We start from the raw sequence: 230 nt of genomic DNA, 5'->3' as shown, positions 1-230 counted from the left end.
TTCTCGACATCGAGGCGCTGTACCAGGCGCGCGCCGTGGGGCGAGTAGTCCTTGTGGGTGAGCGCCTGAAATTGCGATTCGGCCGGCGACAGGGCGGGGCCCCGGCGCTCCAGGCCAAGCCGGAACGCGGCCAGTTCCGGTGAGGGGGCGTCCGCCGGGTACATGCTTTCCAGCGTCTTGTTCAGCAGCATGGCCACCAGGTTGCGATGGTGGAAATCGCGGCTTTGCAC

1 protein-coding gene is annotated in these 230 nt (G+C 67.0%); it reads right to left on the bottom strand.

Annotation, left to right across the window (positions count from 1 at the left end; genetic code table 11):
- Positions 1-230, bottom strand: a 230-nt coding sequence (locus DM807_RS00045; RefSeq protein ID WP_179026917.1) for a hypothetical protein, incomplete at both ends; no start/stop codon positions are given.

Source organism: Pseudomonas hunanensis, from assembly GCF_013393325.1.
GTDB lineage: Bacteria > Pseudomonadota > Gammaproteobacteria > Pseudomonadales > Pseudomonadaceae > Aquipseudomonas > Aquipseudomonas putida_P.
Note: the sequence above shows the minus strand (reverse complement) of the source record. Positions and strands in the feature narration are given on the sequence as shown.